At 36.8% G+C, this 18157-nt stretch carries 13 protein-coding genes and 1 tRNA gene; 6 read left to right on the top strand and 8 right to left on the bottom strand.

Annotation, left to right across the window (positions count from 1 at the left end; genetic code table 11):
• Window positions 1-222: 222 nt before the first annotated feature.
• Both apt and dnaX read left to right on the top strand, forming a co-directional pair.
• Complete coding sequence (apt, locus tag B8W84_RS04300) at window positions 223-774, top strand: adenine phosphoribosyltransferase (protein ID WP_180706052.1); 552 nt, start codon at window positions 223-225, stop codon at window positions 772-774.
• 5 nt (window positions 775-779) lie between these two features.
• Window positions 780-2948 carry a DNA polymerase III subunit gamma/tau gene (gene dnaX, locus B8W84_RS04295; protein WP_094752072.1) on the top strand — a complete coding sequence of 723 codons (2169 nt, stop codon included), beginning with the start codon at window positions 780-782 and terminating at the stop codon, window positions 2946-2948.
• Between the two features lie 14 nt (window positions 2949-2962).
• Here dnaX and recR read toward each other — a convergent pair whose 3' ends face one another.
• Entirely contained in the window at window positions 2963-3562 is a 600-nt protein-coding gene (gene recR / locus B8W84_RS04290; protein ID WP_094752737.1) for a recombination mediator RecR, read from the bottom strand.
• Between the two features lie 57 nt (window positions 3563-3619).
• Here recR and B8W84_RS04285 point away from each other — a divergent pair, with 57 nt between their 5' ends.
• Both B8W84_RS04285 and cysB read left to right on the top strand, forming a co-directional pair.
• Window positions 3620-3961: a YbaB/EbfC family nucleoid-associated protein gene (locus B8W84_RS04285; protein ID WP_094752071.1), complete on the top strand. Its 342-nt coding sequence runs from the start codon at window positions 3620-3622 to the stop codon at window positions 3959-3961.
• A 181-nt stretch (window positions 3962-4142) separates the two neighbouring features.
• Window positions 4143-5117 carry an HTH-type transcriptional regulator CysB gene (gene cysB / locus B8W84_RS04280; protein ID WP_094752070.1) on the top strand — a complete coding sequence of 325 codons (975 nt, stop codon included), beginning with the start codon at window positions 4143-4145 and terminating at the stop codon, window positions 5115-5117.
• A gap of 155 nt (window positions 5118-5272) precedes the next feature.
• Here cysB and B8W84_RS04275 read toward each other — a convergent pair whose 3' ends face one another.
• The 5 genes from B8W84_RS04275 to B8W84_RS04255 all read right to left on the bottom strand — a co-directional run bounded on the left by B8W84_RS04275 (window position 5273) and on the right by B8W84_RS04255 (window position 13082).
• The gene (locus B8W84_RS04275; RefSeq protein WP_094752069.1) at window positions 5273-7501 is read right to left on the bottom strand and encodes a YgiQ family radical SAM protein; all 2229 of its coding nucleotides are present in this window, start codon (window positions 7499-7501) and stop codon (window positions 5273-5275) included.
• Between the two features lie 223 nt (window positions 7502-7724).
• The gene (locus B8W84_RS04270; protein ID WP_094752068.1) at window positions 7725-8675 is read right to left on the bottom strand and encodes an ABC transporter permease; all 951 of its coding nucleotides are present in this window, start codon (window positions 8673-8675) and stop codon (window positions 7725-7727) included.
• 2 nt (window positions 8676-8677) lie between these two features.
• Window positions 8678-9655, bottom strand: a complete 978-nt coding sequence (locus B8W84_RS04265) for an ABC transporter permease (protein ID WP_094752067.1) — start codon at window positions 9653-9655, stop codon at window positions 8678-8680.
• A 77-nt stretch (window positions 9656-9732) separates the two neighbouring features.
• Window positions 9733-11283 carry an ABC transporter substrate-binding protein gene (locus B8W84_RS04260; RefSeq protein WP_094752066.1) on the bottom strand — a complete coding sequence of 517 codons (1551 nt, stop codon included), beginning with the start codon at window positions 11281-11283 and terminating at the stop codon, window positions 9733-9735.
• 89 nt (window positions 11284-11372) lie between these two features.
• Window positions 11373-13082: a dipeptide ABC transporter ATP-binding protein gene (locus tag B8W84_RS04255; protein WP_094752065.1), complete on the bottom strand. Its 1710-nt coding sequence runs from the start codon at window positions 13080-13082 to the stop codon at window positions 11373-11375.
• Window positions 13083-13196: 114 nt separating this feature from the next.
• Here B8W84_RS04255 and B8W84_RS08005 point away from each other — a divergent pair, with 114 nt between their 5' ends.
• Window positions 13197-13343, top strand: a complete 147-nt coding sequence (locus B8W84_RS08005) for a hypothetical protein (RefSeq protein ID WP_180706027.1) — start codon at window positions 13197-13199, stop codon at window positions 13341-13343.
• Window positions 13344-13589: 246 nt separating this feature from the next.
• Here the strand turns inward: B8W84_RS08005 and B8W84_RS04250 are convergent.
• Window positions 13590-13680 (bottom strand) — tRNA-Ser (locus B8W84_RS04250).
• Window positions 13681-13839: 159 nt separating this feature from the next.
• On the opposite strand from B8W84_RS04250, the gene B8W84_RS04245 reads away from it, so the two are divergent.
• Complete coding sequence (locus tag B8W84_RS04245; RefSeq protein ID WP_094752064.1) at window positions 13840-15801, top strand: exoribonuclease II; 1962 nt, start codon at window positions 13840-13842, stop codon at window positions 15799-15801.
• 566 nt (window positions 15802-16367) lie between these two features.
• Here B8W84_RS04245 and B8W84_RS04240 read toward each other — a convergent pair.
• Window positions 16368-18155, bottom strand: a complete 1788-nt coding sequence (locus B8W84_RS04240; protein WP_094752063.1) for a DUF3413 domain-containing protein — start codon at window positions 18153-18155, stop codon at window positions 16368-16370.
• Between the last annotated feature and the right edge of the window lie 2 nt (window positions 18156-18157).

The following is an 18157-nucleotide window of genomic DNA, read 5'->3' as shown; positions in this document are numbered from 1 at the left end:
AGGCAAAATTATACATGAATGAAATTAAAATGTGTTTGAATTTATTTGTAAGCATAAGTCTAGCGTGGTGGTCGTTTGAAGGATAAAGGTAGATAGCATCCTTTGTATACGTTTGTTTCTTATTTAAAATAAAAAAGCGCCACAATGGATGAATTCATGACACTATTACTTGCACTCTATGTGGAGAGTATTTATTCTAGACTTATTAATTTTTATATGGATATTTTTATGAGTGATGATGCATTACAAATAATAAAAAATAGTATAACAAGTATTCCCGATTATCCATTACCCGGAATTTTATTTCGAGATATAACCAGTTTACTTGAAAATGCGCAAGCGTTTCATTTGACAATGTCTCTCTTAATTGAGCGTTATAAAGATCAACAAATAGATAAAGTCGTGGGCACAGAAGCGCGTGGTTTTATTTTTGCTGCACCATTAGCTCTTGCCATTGGCGCTGGGTTGGTTCCCGTGCGAAAACCCAGTAAATTACCCAGAGATACGATTCAAGAGGGTTATTCGTTAGAGTATGGAAGTGACGTATTACAAATACACAGTGATGCGATACAAAAAGACGAGCGTATTTTATTGGTGGATGATTTGTTAGCGACAGGTGGCACGGCTGGCGCATCGATTAAATTAATCCAACGACTCGGTGGAAAAGTCATAGAATCTGTATTTGTGATTGAATTGCCCGCTCTCAAGGGTGCACAGAAGATACACGATTTAGGGGTTCCCCATTATTCTTTAGTGTCCTTTGAGGGTGAGTAAATTTAGTGAGTTATCAAGTATTAGCAAGAAAATGGCGTCCGCATAACTTTTCAGAAGTGATAGGCCAAGAACACGTGCTTACCGCATTATCGAATGCTTTAACACAAAATAGGGTGCATCATGCTTATTTGTTTAGTGGTACGAGAGGGGTGGGTAAAACAACCATTGCTCGTATTCTTGCAAAAAGTTTAAATTGTGAGCAGGGCGTCACCGCAACACCTTGTGGTACATGTGAGTTTTGTCAATCTATTGATGCGGGTCATTTTGTTGATTTATTAGAAATAGATGCTGCATCTCGCACCAAAGTGGATGACACACGTGAAATGCTCGATAACGTTCAATATAAGCCAACGGTTGGACGTTATAAAGTGTACCTTATTGATGAAGTACATATGCTGTCAAAGCATAGTTTTAATGCGTTATTAAAAACATTAGAAGAGCCTCCTGAATATGTGAAATTTTTATTAGCAACGACAGATCCACAAAAATTACCTGTTACTGTTTTGTCGCGTTGTTTACAATTTCATTTAAAAGCTCTTTTACCTGAGCAAATAGAAAAGCAACTTCGCTATATTTTAGAGCAAGAGAATGCAACATTCGATGGTGCATCTTTAATCGCGATTGCAAATGCCGCCGATGGGAGTATGCGAGATGCTTTGAGTTTAACCGATCAAGCCCTCGCTTTTGGCTCTGGCAACATTAAATATCAAGACGTGCTTAAAATGTTAGGTACCATCGATAATCATCATTTACACTATCTTTTGCATTTTATTGCATCAGGTGATGTTGAAAAAGTCTTTGCGAAGATACAAGAATTTGTACATTTAGGTGCTGACTTTGCTAAATTACATCAGGAATTAGCCACATTATGCCATCAAACTGCACTGTTACAGATGCTAAATCGTCCTCATGATGTACAAAAAAACACACTACAATTATTTGCCGATCGCTTAAGTGCAGAAGAATTACAACTTTATTATCAGATTGCAGTACAGGGTTATAAAGATTATGCTTTTGCACCTAATGGGAAAATAGCATTTGAAATGACGGTCATGCGTTTATTAGCCTTTAAGCCGGCTAAATATATAGCTCTTGATGAAAGTCAGTTGGACACATTACAGGGCGACTCTATAGGTGCTTTAAATTTAATCGATGATACTCAGCCACTTGAGATGCCTGTTGAATCAAATATGACACCTGTTGCAAAGCCTGTTGTTAATAAAGTATCAATACCTGATACTTTATTAACCGAGCCTTTAGTCGAACCCACTGCTGAATTATCTGAATCTATCATTAAAGATGAAAGCGTTCCTAATCTTGACAATAAGTTACCTGAGGTGGCTCCTGAGAGTGATACCCTTCAAGATGCTAGCGAGTTAGCAATGCAATCGGTTGAGCAATTAACTCACTCGCGTAATATGTTGCGTAGCCATCGTTTAAAACGTTCTAAATCAAAAAAGCCACTGGCGACAACCTCAACGAAAGATGACACTGTTGTTGTCGCGTCAGTAGAAAAAGAAAAGATGAAGAGTGTTCGAATACCCAATATAAATCATGTTGACATGCCACCTGTTGAACATAAAAATATGCGTGTTGAATTAGAAAATAGACACTTTGCCGAGGTTGATATGCCCGGTCAGCAATTGTCTTCTTCTTTAGATGTTGCCTTGCAGGAGGCATGGCAAGTAGATGAGCAAGATAAGCATGATCTCTCAACGTGTGCACTGATTCAGGATGATTTTGTTGCTCCTTCTTATTTTATTGACGATGAGAAGGAGACAATACAAATCGATGGGGCGCAATACGTGCAAAATAAATTAACTGATCCGTGGTCATTGTTAATTCAAACAATGCAACTTGTAGGTCTGGTTAAATTATTAGCTAAAAACTGTGTATTTAAACAGGTTGATAATCAAGTTATTTTAACGCTTTGTCGCCAACAACAACACTTATTAAATAACACTCAGTTATGCGAACAATTGCAAAAGTCATTGAAAGCTCAGTTGGGCCAGAAAACGACAATGTATATTGAAATTGGTGAGGTTCCAGGTAAATTGAGTGCTTTTGAGTTGGAATCGAATATATTTCAAAAATGTGTAGAGGATGCTAAACAAGCTATTTGTGATGATGTAAATATTCAAAATTTTGTGGATGATTATGATGCAAAGATCTAACGTTAGTCTTAATATTAAATCTCTGAGCGGCCCGAAAAAGAATGCGATAACGTAGTGCTATCTACAAACTCTAATTCACCACCTACCGGAACACCATGCGCAATACGACTCACTTTCACCTTGAACTTTTTAGCTATTTCAGCAATATAATAAGCCGTAGCTTCACCCTCAACGGTGGGATTCGTTGCCAAAATAACTTCCTCTATGTGAGGTGCAGATATCTGCGTCTCTAATAATGCTAACCCTAACTCCTCTGGGCCAATTCCATCAAGTGGTGAAAGATGACCCATTAAAACAAAATAGGTACCAGAAAAAAGAGCTGTTTGCTCTATGGCTCTTACATCTACAGGCATTTCCACCACACAGATTTGGCCATTCTTTTTACGTTTTTCATTACTGCAAAGAGAGCATAGTTCTAATTCTGTAAATGTTCTACATTGCTGACAATGACCAATTTCATGCACCGCTCGCTCTAATAAGTGACTGAGTTTTAACGCGCCACTGCGATTTTTATCGAGAAGATGGTAAGTCATACGCTGTGCAGATTTTGGACCGACGCCCGGCAAACATTGTAATGCTTGCATCAATTCATCAAGTAAAGAAGTTGAGCTCATTGCAAATAGTATCATCCCGTTATAATCTAATATTGTTAATTATAAAAGAGAGTCATTATGTTTAGTGGTAAAGGTGGTAAAGGTGGTATGGGCGATTTAATGAAAAAAGCTCAAGAAATGCAGGCAAACATGCAAAAAGCGCAAGCAGAAATCGCCAATACAGAAGTCGTTGGTGAATCGGGTGCGGGTTTAGTTAAAATTACTCTTTTAGGTAATCACAACGTACGTAAAGTTGAAATTGATGATGAATTGATGACTGATGACAAAGAAATGTTAGAGGATTTAATCGCCGCAGCGGTTAATGATGCGGTGCGTCGAATTGAAGAAGTGAATAAAAATAAAATGGGTTCGATAACGGGGGGCATGGAATTGCCACCGGGCTTTAAAATGCCTTTTTAGGTTAAAATCTAATTGTTACTCGTTTTGAAATGCAATTAGAGCAATGTGATTTATCTAATTATTGCTCTAATAAAATGAGATTTTGCTTATTTAAATAATAAAAAAGTAACTTAATATAGTTGCTTTTTTAACACCGAATTAGTGATGAGTCTTTTGTATTAACGTTCACCAGAGTAGCAAGATGAAATTACAGCAATTAAAATACATCGTTGAGATCGTAAAGAATAATCTTAATGTGTCTGCCACCGCCGATAGCTTAGATACCTTACAACCGGGAATAAGCAAACAAATTCGCTTACTTGAAGATGAATTGGGCATTCTTATTTTTGAGCGAAATGCTAAAAATCTGATTAAAGTAACACCAGTTGGATCAGAGATAATAAATATTTCACGTATTATTTTAGCAAAAGTTGATAGTATCAAAAAAGTGGCCGAGGAGTATAATTACCCTAAAGCCGGTCGTTTAACCATCGCGACAACACACACTCAAGCTCGCTATGTTTTACCAAAAGTAATTCAACGATTTTTACGTCAATATCCTGATGTTTCATTACATATACATCAAGGGACACCCGCTCAAATCGTTGCGGCTATTATAAATGGCTCTACCGATTTTGCTATCGCAACCGAAGCAATGCATTTATATCAAAATATGATTTTGTTGCCTTGTTATCATTGGAACCATTCCATTGTGATTAAAAAAGATCATCCATTAGCTCAAAAAGAAAAGATTACTATTTATGATTTAGCCCAGTATCCCCTTGTCACATATGTTTTTGGATTCACCGGACGATCTATTCTCGATAACGCATTTAATCGTCATGCTTTAACTCCAAAGATTGCGTTTACCGCAACCGATGCTGATATTATTAAAACTTATGTTCGTTTAGATATTGGGGTAGGTATTATTGCAAGTATGGCAATGGATCCTGAAAAAGATGCAGATTTAATTGCAATCAATGCGAGTCATATTTTTAAAGAGAGTACCACGAAGATATGTTTTAAGAAAAACATGTTTTTCCGTTCATATATGTATGACTTTATAGAATTTTTTTCTCCTCACTTGACGCGTGAGACAATAGATAAAGCGATTAAATTAAAAAATAATGAGGAAATAGAAGCGATGTTTTCGTCTATAAAGTTACCTATCCTCTGAGATGATTATCTTTACACTTAGATAATGGGAAGGCTCTTTATACGGTGTAAATGTATGCGACTAAAAAGGCAATAAACTCAGCCAAATATAATGGCTGAGTTTATCCTAACTATTTAAGTGCCGCGTTTTACACTTAGTATGAAGTGATAATGCGTTTATTTACCTAATTTTATTTTCCGCGTTGAGCCTAATTTGTTTTTACGATTTAAACTTTTTTGTGGTGCTCTTTTTTTCGTTTTAAATTGATCTAAGCCACTGTGTCGGCTTAATGCTATCTGTGTGTTCTCTTTTCTTAGCGGGGGACTTATTTCGTTACGCGATGTGGCGGGAACTAAACAGTTTGCACCTCGGCCAATTAGTTTACGTGCCAAGCCTAATTTTTTTAAGACTTCACGAATCTGAGGCCAATTTTCAGGGATATGATAACGTAAAATCGCTTTATGTAATTTACGTTGTATTGCCCCCTTAATACTGATAACGGTCTCACTGTTAGCATTGACTTTATGTAATGGATTTTTTTCAGTGTGGTACATCGTAGTAGCGTTAGCCATTGGAGAAGGGTAAAAATTTTGTACTTGATCTAATTTATAATTATTTTGCTTAAGCCAGAGTGCTAAATTTATCATATCGCGATCACTTGTGCCAGGATGAGCAGAGATAAAATAGGGGATCAAATATTGTTTTTTCCCCGCTGCCTTTGAGTATTTTTCAAACATATTTTTAAACGTATCATAGCTACTCATGGTTGGTTTCATCATTTTATCCAGAGGGCCTTTTTCAGTATGCTCTGGCGCGATTTTAAGGTAACCACCGACATGATGTTCAACTAATTCTTTTACATAACGAGGATCTTCAACCGCTATATCGTAACGGACACCTGAGGCAATCAAAATTTTCTTGATACCAGAAAGTTTACGTGCTCGACGATAAAGATCGATAGTATGACCATGGTCAGTGCTCATATGATGGCAAATCGTAGGGAATACACAACTTAATCTACGACATGTTTGCTCCGCTTTAGGACTTTTACATTTTAAGCGATACATGTTTGCGGTAGGGCCTCCGAGATCAGAAATAACCCCCGTAAAGCCAGGCACACTATCACGAATCGTTTCAATTTCTTTGATAATAGAGTCTTCAGAACGACTCTGAATTACTCGACCTTCATGTTCTGTTATCGAGCAAAAAGTACAGCCACCAAAACAGCCTCGCATAATATTAACCGAAAAACGGATCATATCATAAGCCGGAATTTTAGCTTTTCCATAAGCGGGGTGAGGTATTCTCTGGTAAGGCAAACCAAATACAGCATCAATTTCTTCAGTCGTAAGAGGGTATGCTGGGGGGTTTACCCACAGTAAGCGTTGGCCATGAAACTGTGCTAATGCACGTGCACAACCAGGATTTGTTTCTTGATGTAACACACGTGATGTATGTGCATATAAAACTTTATCTTGGCTTACCTTGGCATAGCTTGGCAATTGAATATACGTTTTTTCCCACGGCTTCTTTTTCACGCTTTGGTGATCAGCAGGTAATACATCAATATTTTGCGTTCGCACTTGAGATGCACTACTTTGGTCTGCTAATTTTTGTGTGGCACAAGCGACGTTAATATCGGCATAAGGATTAATGATGGGATCAATTTTACCGAGTTTATCGACTTGTTGAGAGTCAATGCCACGCCAGCCAACTAAGGCGTGTTTAAGCATAATTGCTGTACCGCGAATATCAGGCATATCTTGAATGGACTCACCCAAAGACAAGCGATGTGCAACTTCAAGTAAAGGGCGCTCGGCATTACCAAAAAGTAAAATGTCGGCTTTTGAGTCGAGTAAAACAGAGTGGCGCACTTTATCGGACCAATAATCATAATGGGCAATTCTGCGTAGACTTGCTTCGATGCCACCAATCATAACCGGCACATCTTTATAGGCTTCTTTACAACGTTGAGTGTAGGCAAGTACTGCGCGATCTGGGCGTTTACCTCCTTCGTTATTGGGTGTATATGCATCGTCATGGCGCATACGTCGTTCGGCAGTATAACGATTGATCATGGAGTCCATATTACCAGCGGAGACACCAAAAAAGAGATTCGGTTTACCTAAGCGCATAAAATCATCTTTGCTCTGCCAATCGGGTTGCGCAATAATGCCGACGCGATAGCCTTGCGCTTCTAAAGTTCGTCCAATAACGGCCATTCCAAAGCTAGGATGATCGACATAGGCATCGCCTACAACGATAATAATATCACAGCTATCCCAGCCTAATTTTTTCATTTCTTTACGCGACATGGGTAAAAAAGGAGCGGGATTTTCTGCTCTTGATTTAAAAGAGGGATAAGAGAAAAGCGGGCGATCCGCTTGTAATAGATCAAGAGTCATGAAAGTACCTAAACACGATAAAATAATAAGCGCGGATTATAGCTTAATGTTCGGGATTTCTTAACCTTGAATTGAATAAGTATTAAAAAAAGAAAGAACAAGAAGCTAGAATATATTAATGTAGATAAAATTAATTATCTAAGTCATTTATATTAAGAGGTTATTTATCAAAAAAAACATTTTGATAAATAACCATAAAAACAAAAAAAGTATTTTTTTGTTTTTATCCTTTATAAATTTTAGGATTGAATACATCACGTAACCAATCACCTAAAACATTGATAACTAATACCAAGCTTACTAATACAATCCCGGGGAAGGCAGCTATCCACCATTGACCGGAAAAAATATATTGAAAGCCTGTATTTATTAATGCGCCTAAAGAGGGTTGATCAATAGGCAAACCGAGCCCTAAAAAGGACAATGCAGCTTCAGACATAATCGCATTGGCTATTTGTACGGTTGAAATGACTAAAATAGGCGATAAACAATTAGGTAATATATGGCGAAACATAATACGTATGGAGTCAAGTCCCATCACTTTAGCTGCCTCAACATATTCTTTTTGGCGTTCGGCCAACACTGAAGCGCGAATTGTTCGTGCGTATTGAGGCCATTCTGCAAAACCAATAATCAAAATTAGCATTAAGACTGCGTATTGTGAATAAAACTCAGGGCCAAAGCTTGCTTTAAAAATAGCAGATAAGATGATGGCAATCATCATGGTTGAAAATGATAATTGAATATCGGCACAACGCATTAGAAAAGTATCTATTTTGCCGCCAAAATAGCCGGAAGAAAGCCCAATAATAATGCCCATTACTAATTGTAATGCGACTGCACAAAAACCAATGGTTAACGATAGGCGAGCACCATATAAAATGGTGGATAAAATGTCACGGCCCTGATCGTCAGTGCCTAATAAAAAACGTGGGTCGCCATCAGTTATCCAAACGGGGGGTAGCTCTGCATCCATTAAATCAATATTAAGTAAATCATAAGGATTGGTTGGCGCAATCAGAGGCGCAAAAATAGCCGCCATTAAAAATGCCAAAAAGAAAGCAAAGCCAAGCATTGCTGTTTTATCTTTTAGAAAATAATAGATAAAATCTGAATTTTTAAAACGCACCCAAGCATTTGCAGGTTTTACATGACTCGATATTGTATTATTCATGTTTAGGCTCCTTTTCCTGTGATATCAACGGTTGGATTGATCAAACCATATAAGAGATCAACAAAAGTATTGGTAACAACAAATATTAAGCCGACAAAAATAACATAAGCGGTAATAACAGGAGTATCAACACGATTAATGGCATCTAAGAAAAGAAAACCGGTTCCTGGCCATTGGAAAACAGTTTCGGTTAAAATAGTGTAAGCAATCATAGTACCTATTTGTACACCACCCACAGTAATAACGGGAAGCATGGTATTTTTAAGAGCATGTTGGTAATAAATCTTCTGTAAGGAAAGCCCTTTTGCGGTTGCAAATTTCACATATTCAGAGCCTAATGCCTCGAGCATTTCAGATCGCACTAAGCGAATGAATAGAGGTAGCATAATAGATGCCAGAGAAATACAAGGAAGAATAAGGTGTAACAACCCATCTTTAGTGAGAAATCCCGTTTCCCATCCCCAAACATTAATAGTATCTCCTCGCCCATAAGAAGGGAGCCAATTAAGTTCAATAGAAAAAATATACATTAACATGATGGCGGTTAAGAATACGGGCACGGAAATACCTAAGCTACTTAAAGTCATTATTATTTTTGTGCTTATACTTTTAGGGTGTATAGCAGAGTAAACGCCAAGTGGGATAGAGACAAACAAGATGATTAAGGCTGCGCCAAAAACCAATTCAAGTGTTGCTTGTAATTTATCTAATATGATGTCTAAAACTGGTTTTTTTAAAAAATATGAAGTGCCTAAATCACCATGCAGTGCATTAACGATAAAACGTGAATATTTAGTGAGATAGGGATCATTTAAACCCATTTCATCACGTAAAGCTTGGCGCTCTGCAAGAGAGACTGATTGACCCACCATTTCACGTAGGGGATCACCCAGATTATCTTGAATGGCAAAGGCGACTAAACTTATTACAAACATAACAATCAATGCCTGTATTAAGCGTTGACCTAAAAACGTTAGCATTTAAACTTCCTTTAAATTATGAAAATATAACAAGCCCTTTTGTTAGGGCTTGTTATAAAAAGAAAATCAATCTCTTTTTATTTGACGATTAAATCACCGAAGAAAGGAAGATTTGTAGATGTAACAATATCTTTTATCCCAATATTTGATTTTGCTCCCCAAGCTATATTTTGCCAATGTAAAGGTACAAACGCAGCATCGTCATAAAGGATACGTTCTACTTTTTGAAGCATTTTTGCTCGTGTATCTGGATTGGTTTCTGATCCAGCATCGTTTACTAATTTATCGACTTCAGGATTCGAATAATAACCACAGTTATAGGCTCCTTTTCCCGTTTTTTCATTACGTGTCATGGTTAAAAATTCAGTGAAATTAGCCGAATCTTCGGTATCTGACTGCCAACCAACCATCATCATATCTGCAGAGCAGGTATCAAATGCAGGCCAGTATTGTGCTTTTGGCACTGTCTTAAGATCTACTTTAATGCCAATTTTTGCCAACATAGAGGCAACTGCTTGTGCAATTTTCGCATCATTAACATAGCGATTATTAGGGGCTAACATGGTTAGTTTAAAGCCATCTTTGTAACCTGCATCAATCATTAATTGTTTTGCTTTTTTAAGATCATAACGTGGCACTAATGTTTCATTGTGACCAACATAGCCTTCGGGACTTTGTTGTGCTGCAACGGTAGCAAAACCTTTCATTATTTTTTTAACGATACCCGTATTATTAATTGCATAAACAATCGCTTGGCGAACTCGAACATCTCGTAAGGCAGGGTTACTTTTTTGATTTAATTGGAATGTAAGTATTCGATTACTTTGTAGTGTAACTAATTTTATCCCTTTAGTTGTGCTAACTCTTTTTTGATCATTTGGCCCAACCGGTTGGATAAGATCAACATCACCAGAAAGTAGCGCCGCGACACGTGTAGCATTTTCTTTAATAGGTACAAGCGTTAATTTATCAACATTTCCCGGTGAGCTTTTATCCCAGTAATCATTAAAGCGTTCAAACACAACTTTTACGCCTTGTTCACGAAAAGTTACAATAAATGGACCGGTTCCTGATACATGTGTTGATGCAAAAGAACGACCATTTTTAACAATTAAGCTTTTACTTTTACCATTAAATTGTCCCGTATAGAATTTTTTGTCCATAGGGAAAATATAGGTTGCCGTTTGTAATACTAAAGGGAAAGGCTTATAGGAAATAATATCGAACGTGTAATCGTCAATTTTAATCATTTCTTTAAAGGGTGCATAAATAGCTTTAAAATCTATTGAATTACGTAGTCTATCAAAAGTCCAGATAACATCATCGACGGTTAATAAATTGCCCGAATGAAATTTTACTCCTTTGCGCAGGTGGAAACGGTAGGTAGTATTATTAATACGCTCCCAAGATGTTGCTAATCGAGCTTCGAGCTTAAAGTTGTTATCGTAACGAATAAGTGGATCAAAAAGCAGATGAGACATTTGCAATGTTCCACTTGATATTTGTTCATGTGGATCAAGTGATACAGGATCTGCATCGTAAGCGACGGTTATTTCCGCGGCGACGCTAGAAAAACTGACCCCCGCAGCAAGTACGGCAATAGCAATTTTCATTTTCAAACAATTCATCAATAGCTCCTTTACAGGGAAAATACCCTTATTCTTGAGTTGATATAAAATATAATGCGCAAGGCATTCATATTTCAATGGTTTTTGTCTTATTTTTGATTTATTTTAAGTCCTTTAAATACAGGCATTAAAGAGATTAAATGCTGGCTGTAGGGGTGTGCTGGCTGATTAAATAATTGCTCGGTTTCAGCGACCTCTAAGAGAGTACCTTTTTGCATAACACCGACTCGATCACACATTTGGCGGATCACGGGTAAGTCATGACTAATAAATAACATCGTTAGATTTAGCTCTTCTTGTAAGTCTTTAAGCAGGTTTAAAATTTGTGCTTGTACAGATACATCCAGTGCAGATGTTGGTTCATCACAAATGAGTAAGCGGGGGCGGGTGGCGAGTGCACGTGCAATGGAAACTCGTTGGCGTTGTCCACCTGAAAATTCATGAGGATACTTTAGGCCTGCTAGTCGTCCTAATCCGACATGATCTAATAAATCGTGCACTATCTGTCGTACTTGTGCTTCACTTGCTGCAAGCTTATGAAATCGGATAGGCTCGGCAATAATATTAAAAATTTTCATACGCGGGTTCATTGATGTATAAGGATTTTGAAATATCATTTGCATTTGGCGACGAAAAGGACGCCGTTCAGACTCTGATTTTAATGCGCTTAAGTTAATTCCCTCAAAAGTAATATTTCCCTCATCAGGAGTATATAAACCTGCGATAATGCGTGCAATGGTCGATTTCCCCGAGCCGGATTCACCGACTAAACCAAAGGTTTCACCTTCTTTGATATGAAAGCTGACCTGATTTGATGCTTGTACATATTCACGACGACTAGCAAAAAAAGAATCTTTAGTTAAAAATCGTAGGCTGATATTATCCACATTAAGTAGAGCGCCGTTGTATTCTCGTTGCGTTTCACTTTGACCTAACCAGTGTGTTTTAATATCTAGCTCTGGGAGTGGCTCCGCATCTTCAATATAGCTGACTAAAGGAAAGCGATGTTGCTTAACATCAGAGCGAGGTACTGCTGAAATCAGACTACGTGTGTAGTCATGAGCAGGATTGTCAAGTACTTCTTTGGTGTTACCAAACTCAACTAATTCGCCTTTGTACATCACCGCTATTTTATCGGTGATATTGGATACCACCCCCATATCGTGGGTAACTAGCATACAGCCTACATTTTTATCAATACATAAATTACGGATCAACGTTAATATTTGATCTTGGATAGAAACGTCAAGTGCAGTGGTTGGCTCATCAGCAATGATAAGCTCAGGTTCAGCAGAAAGTGCAATAGCAATGACTACACGTTGGCGCATACCTCCTGAAAATTGATGTGGGTATTGTTTAATACGTAGTTTGGGCTCACTAATACCGACTTGTTCTAAAAGCGAAATAGAACGTGTATAAGCTTCTTCTTTGGTGACATCTAGATTAGCAAGAATAGTTTCGGTGAGTTGTTTTTCAATTGTAAAGAGGGGGTTTAATGATGTCATCGGATCTTGAAAGATAAAGCCAATTTTTGAGCCACGTATTTTGCGCATCTCCTTATTATTTAAGCCCGATATTTTTTCTCCGTTTAAATAAATTTCTCCACTAGAAATAATGCCAGGAGGGCTAAGGAGATCAATTACGGCATTACCGATGGTCGATTTACCTGCCCCCGATTCACCAACAACACCAACAATTTCGCCTCGTTCGATATTGAGAGTGAGAGAGGTAATTGCGTGATGGACGCCATGTCGAGATGGGTATTCAATGCAAAGGTTTTTTATTTCCAATAAAGACATTTCTTATCCCTATAATATGACGATATTATCGTCTCTAATATTGATTACTTTTTTAAATTTATTTTAATAATTAATTTTAAAAAATCAGGACTTGAGCAAGATTTATTAAAACCCGTGAATTTACATTTGGAATTAGAAGCACAAAAAAAAGCAGCGGGTAATTTACTAAGAAAAGAAATAGACCAATATTTAACGACTGAACAAGCTAAAACTTACCAAACAACATTAAATAAGCATAGAGCTATCAGAAACACCCCTTAAGGGTCTTTGAAGCGTTTTATTAGTGTTCCCTAGTCCTATCAAATAAAAGCAACGTTTGAGGCTGATTTTAAAGATTGCGCTATTTATAGATTATATTGATGTTCGTATTAGAAAATGATAAAACTAAACACGACTAAACAACGAAATAATTGCTTAGTTACGAGCAATGAGCGCTAACAATCAAATGATTTATAGTATCACAGACAAGAAAAAACCTGCTGAAATCAGCGGGTTATCTATAGAATGTGGCGGTGAGATAGAGATTTTAACTCTAGGAGGGCTACAAACCCTCGCAGGTTTTCAAGACCAGTGCATTCAGCCGCTCTGCCACCCCTCCAGAACGAAGCGCATTTTAAATATATTTACCCAAAAAGCCAAGCTCTTTTAAAATTATTTTAAAATTTTACATTTTTTACAGGTCAGCCCCTTTAATTAAAGTAAAGAAGTCTTTATATTGACTATTCATCAAAGTTTATATGCCTTAAGGTCTTACTCTATGTTTCAAAATAATGCGTTGCTTAGTCAATTAAAAGAACAGATCCAAAAAGATATCCCAAAACGTCAAGGAATAGTAAAAGCAACAGATCGTGGTTACGGTTTTTTAGAAACAGATAAAGGAAAACGTTTTTTTATACCTCCGCAAGAAATGAAAAAGGTACTACATGGCGATCAGATTATTGCATTGATCCGTAGCACCGGAGATAAGTCGACTGCAGAACCAGTTCAACTAAAAAAAACCATCACCGACATTTTTATTGCAAAGCTGCTGATTAAAGAAAAGAAAATATCTATCCAAGCAAAAAATCCGCTGATCAAAGGCTTTTTTAAAATACAAGGAGGCCAAAAACTTAGCGCACAAGGCTATCAAAATGGCGATTGGATAAAAGTAAAACTACTTAAACATGCTTTACAAGAGAATGGGTTTTTAATCGAAGTCATCGAAAAAATCGCGGATGTAAACGACCCTTTTGCGTACCGTTTGATTGCAGCTGCAACATATAATCTACCTTGTGAAGCGCCTGAATTTGAGCATAGCGTCTCGATAATAGATAAGCAACTCCCCCGTAAGGATCTCACTGACTTACCTTTTTTTACCATTGATGGTCTAAATACACAAGATATGGACGATGCCATTTATATTGAAGAAACCGATCAAGGCTGGATATTAAGTATTGCAATTGCAGATCCCTCCGCTTATGTTAACGCAGGAAGTGCAATCGATATCGAAGCTAAAAAACGTGCTTTTACCTTATATTTACCCAACTTTAACGTGCCGATGCTCCCAAGAGAACTGAGTGACAGCTTATGCTCTTTAAAAGAAGGTGAAAAACGTGCGACACTTTGTTGCCAATTACACATCAATAAACACGGTGAAATAATCGGTGAAGGTACTCTTTTTGGCGCTTGGATAGCATCCCATTATCGCTTAAATTATAACGATGTTTCTGACTATTTAGAAAATGATAATGCACTTTGGCAACCAGATCCTACATTGGCAAAACAATTACACCTTTTAAATAAAGCAACAAGCAAACGTTTACAGTGGAGAACATTACATAATGTAGTTTTCAAAAGTCAACCCGACTACCTTTTAAAGCTTAATAACAAAGGCGCGGTTTCCGAAATCATTTGTGAGCCAAGACGAAGCGCAAATCGCCTCGTTGAAGAATCAATGATCGCGGCCAACATTTTTGTTGGTGATTTTTTAGCTAAATATAAACAACAAGGTGTTTTTAACACCCATTCGGGCCTTGCCAGTGATCGTTTAGAAAAAGCCGTTACATTATTACACGAATACGGTATTACAAGTGATGCTAAAACATTAGCCACTCTCCATGGATACACTCATATGCGCCAACAAGTCGCATTACTTAATAATCATTACCTCGAACATTGTATGCGTAAATTATTAACCTATGCAGATTGTAAAAACACGCCAGAAGCGCATTTCACAATGGGCGTTGCCCACTATGCGACATGGACATCACCTATTCGAAAATACGGTGATTTACTCAATCACAGATTGATTAAATCAATTCTATTACAGCATGATAATGTCGTCATAGATGAAAATATTGGGTCTTTATTTAATGATATTCGTAAAGCACAACGTCTTGCAGAAAGAGATGTCAATAATCATCTCTACGGACAATACTTTAACGAACAAGTTAAATCAAAGTGGCAATATAAAGCTGAAATTTTTGATGTTATCAAAGCGGGAATCCGAGTGCGCATACAAGAAAATGGGGCGACATTCTTCCTGCCTTGCAGTTTACTTTGCTTAGACACCCAAGATGCAAAACAAATCGACTGTAACCGTGAACAAGGTAAAGTCTTCATTTCAGGGCAAACAGAATTACAACTTGGTGACATTATTGATGTCATTTTACATAACGTTAAAACAGATAGTGGGCAACTTATCGGAAAACTAGCAAAGCCACTTACTCTTCCCCTTTAACACCGAACAAAAGGAAAGGTAACATCGCACGACTTACCTTTCCACCTAATCTCATGTTCAAGACTTCTCTTCTTTAATATCGAAGAAGCCTTGTGTCTAAAATGCCTGTTTTAATATTTTTACTTTGAATTCTAAACATAAGTAGCTTCCAACAGAAAATAAGTACAAGTAACACAATACTAAGGAATATTCCTACTAAATTAGGGTAAAATTATGTACCGATAATATCAGAAAATAAACATAGAAATATTTGTACGCTAACCAAATTAAGCGTTATGAGAAGCAACACAAACCATTAACATAACGCCAACATATTAACACTAGCCTTTTTTATTTATTTTTTAGTCACATAACAACGCCTAACGAAAAAGTCACTATTAAGTCACATTGTCGTAGTGGAAAATAATCATTTTTATAAAAATGTTACATCACCTCAAACAAAACAACCTAAATTAACTTTAAAAACAATAATATAACAAACTCAAGATTATTTCAATTCAATAGAGGTAATTTGTATTGGAAGCCTTTCTACCTATTTTGCTTTACTTTGATAGGTGGATGACCCATTACTTATTAAATCGGCGCACTTTAGACAGAACATCAATTAATAATGTGATATCAAATTCGTCATTATTTAATGTTTGTCCTTGCCAATTAATGGAGCTTATTTTTCCGTTCATTGAGAATTGTGTAATTTTATCTTTTTCATAAATGACATAGTTTTTGAAATCACCAGATAATAAATAGCGGCGAGATTGTGAGTTAAATAAACTTTGCCCACTACTGTATAAAGAAGGATCATCTTGATTGCCGAGTAGTTCAATCATCAATGTGGGTACGATATCGACATGGCTGGTAAAACGAGAAATTTCTTTTTTTTCTTTCCCTGGCCATAAAATGAGTAATGGAACATGTGCATTGCTGATACTTGCAGCGGGGCTCGATGATTTTTCAAAGGTTGCGCCGTGAGTACCTGTAATTAGCACAATGGTATTATTATATAGTTTTTGTCTTTTTAATGTATTAATGATTGTTTTTATATACGTATCTATTTTTAAAACTTGAGCTTGGTAACGTTGTAGCTTTTGTCCTTGTGCTGTTAAAGATAGAATAGAATCATGATCTAGAGACGCCCCATTTTCTTGGGCTAAGTATATGAAATCAAACCATTTATTTTTAATCTTTGTTTGAGATATTTTGTTTTCCCATTGCCTAACACTTGTTTGATTATTTTTTAAATGCGCATATTTTTGCAAACGGTTATTGTCTAACTTACTAAACGCACTTTGTGAAAATTCGGGGTGTAAAAAACCAATACTAGAAAACAGTCCAAAAGAGTAACCGTTGTTATCTAAACTTTCTATCAGTATCGGTGAGATATAATTGAGAGTTATTTCTGTCCAATAGCGATTAGGTAAAGCATAAAACAGACTGAATATTCCTTGGGCTCGATTATTAGCACCACTAAAATGATTGGTAAAATTAAGTCCTTGTTCAGTGAGCTTGTACGTAAATGGCATATTTTTTTTGTTTAGCATATCGGCACGTAATGATTCCACTGCAATGAGTAATACATTTTGTGTTTGCCCTGTCTCTTTAAAGGTTAAAGGCGAAAGAGGATATTGCAATTCATAGCTTTTAGCTTCGTCATCTTGGTTCATGCGGTTTTGTAATTTATCATTTGATAACCAGCCTTGTCTTTTCAAAAAAGAACGAGCGGTCATTGGGTAGGAAAGTGGATAAATTGATTTTAACTGGGTAATAGGACGATATTGTGTTGCATCGGCCCAAATATAGGTTAAATGACTAATAATAAACGTAGTAAATAGGAAAATGGCAATGGGTTTGGCAATAGTTTTTGCTTGTAATCGACGTGATTTTCGACGAATGAGAAAAGAAAATGCGATCTCTATCGCCAGAATAATAGGGATTGAAATATAATGTAAATTGATGGAATATATTTGTTCTACTTGCTCTGGCCGTTGTAAGAACTGCCAAATAAGAGGATTTAAATGAAAGTTATAAAGTTTAAATATTTGTGTATCAATAATTAAAAAGGTGACCGCAGTGGTTGCAATGCCAATCGCCATAATACGATATACGCGAGGCCAAGGGATAACAAAGCTAAGTGGGAATAATATAAGAGTGAAAATAATGGCACTTAAAAAACTAGTATGGCCGATTAAACTGATAAATTGGTAAGCGATACCTAAACCTGAATGAGGTAAACCTGCGTATTTTACATAGCGTAGGCTTATCAATGTCACGAGGATCAAGTTGAAAAAAGTAAACCAATGTGCCCAACTTAGTAATCGGGATACGTTATCATGAAATTTATTACCAGTTTCAACCATAT

The sequence above is a fragment of the Psychromonas sp. CD1 genome (assembly GCF_002239585.1).
GTDB lineage: Bacteria > Pseudomonadota > Gammaproteobacteria > Enterobacterales > Psychromonadaceae > Psychromonas.
The sequence above is the reverse complement of the archived record's forward strand: the minus strand, read 5'-3'. Positions and strand labels throughout refer to the sequence as shown.